This window comes from Streptomyces sp. MnatMP-M17 (assembly GCF_900091995.1).
Taxonomy (GTDB): domain Bacteria; phylum Actinomycetota; class Actinomycetes; order Streptomycetales; family Streptomycetaceae; genus Streptomyces.
Genome location: NZ_FMDK01001299.1, coordinates 1 through 1358 on the forward strand (window position 1 = coordinate 1; position 1358 = coordinate 1358).

Annotated in this window: 2 protein-coding genes; one reads left to right on the top strand and one right to left on the bottom strand. The window is 74.2% G+C overall.

From position 1 onward, the window contains the following. Nucleotides 1–106: 106 nt before the first annotated feature. Nucleotides 107–790 carry an HAD-IA family hydrolase gene (locus tag GA0115259_RS38715; protein ID WP_093605322.1) on the top strand — a complete coding sequence of 228 codons (684 nt, stop codon included), beginning with the start codon at nt 107–109 and terminating at the stop codon, nt 788–790. A 90-nt stretch (nt 791–880) separates the two neighbouring features. Here GA0115259_RS38715 and GA0115259_RS38720 read toward each other — a convergent pair. Beyond that, on the bottom strand, nt 881–1358 hold a 478-nt coding region (locus GA0115259_RS38720; protein WP_141716922.1), incomplete at its 5' end, for an ABC transporter permease.

Genomic DNA, 1358 nt, shown 5'->3' on the forward strand with positions numbered 1-1358 from the left:
CCCTGCCCGGCGGGCGGAGCCGCTTCTGTCTGCCCGCCGCCACCTCGTGCCTGCCCCACCTCCGCCTGCTCCCGTCTGTTCCCGCCCCGCGCTCTGGAGTCCGCCGATGACGGCCACCGCTGCCACCACGACATCCACGTCCGTCCTCACCACCCGCGCCCTCCTGCTCGACATGGACGGCACCCTCGTCAACTCCGACGCCGCCGTGGAGCGCTGCTGGCGGCGCTGGGCGGTCGAGCAGGAGCTGGATCCGGAGGAGGTGCTCAAGGTCGTCCACGGCCGCCAGGGATACGCCACGATGGCGGCGCTGCTCCCGGACCGGCCCATGGAGCTGAACCTCGCCGACAACCGCAGGATGCTGGCCGAGGAGACGGCGGACACGGAAGGTGTGGTCCCGATCCCGGGCGCGCCCGCCTTCATGGCGGCCATCGCCGCGCTGCCGCACGCGCTGGTCACCTCGGCGGACACGGCCCTGGCCGAGGCGCGGATGACCGCGGCGGCCCTGCCCATGCCGGGAACCCGGGTCACGGCCGAGAACGTCAAGGCGAGCAAGCCGCACCCGGAGGGCTTCCTGCTGGGCGCGGCCCGGCTGGGCTACGCGCCGGAGGACTGTGTGGCACTGGAGGACTCGGAGGCGGGCATCACGGCTGCCAGGGCGGCAGGCATGCGCGTGGTGGGTGTGGGCCCACGGGCGGCGGCGATGTCTCCGGACGTCCATGTCCACGACCTGACGGAACTGCGAGTGGAAGCGCTGCCGACGGGCGAGATCAGGCTGCATGCGAAGGCGTAGGTAAGGCGCAGGGACCGGGGGCGCGGGCCCGGGGACGGAGCGGCCGGACGTACGGGCCCGGGGCCCGAGCGGCCGACGCGGTCGCCGGGCTCAGACGTCCCGGTGGAGATGGCCGCGTGCGACCAGTTCCAGCACCGTACTCACCGCCACGGCCTGCACCGCCAGCAGCGCCACCAGCACGAAGAGCTGCACCGCTCCCGCCTGCACCGGCGACGCGCCGCCCAGCAGCATGCCCACGAACGCGCCCGGCAGCGTGACGAGACCCACCGTTCTCGTCTGATCGAGCCCGGGCAGCAGCGCGTCCGCCGCCACGGTTCTGGCCACCTCCATCCGGGCGTCCCGGTCGGGCAGCCCGAGCGCGAGGCCCGCCTCGACCTCACCGCGCCGCGCGTGCAGCTCGTCGAGCGCCCGCCGTCCGCCCAGCACCGTCGCGGTGAGCGCGCCGCCAATGAGGATGCCGACGACGGGAACCACCGCGATGCCCTTGTGCGGTACGACTCCGGTGAGCAGCAGTACGGCCATGACGGGCGCCACCGCCACACCGATCGGCACGGCGGCCCACCACCAG

What these genes read in the sequence shown, in the direction of transcription:
- GA0115259_RS38715 (WP_093605322.1), top strand. Translation starts at nt 107, where the DNA reads ATGACGGCCACCGCTGCCACCACGACATCCACGTCCGTCCTCACCACC.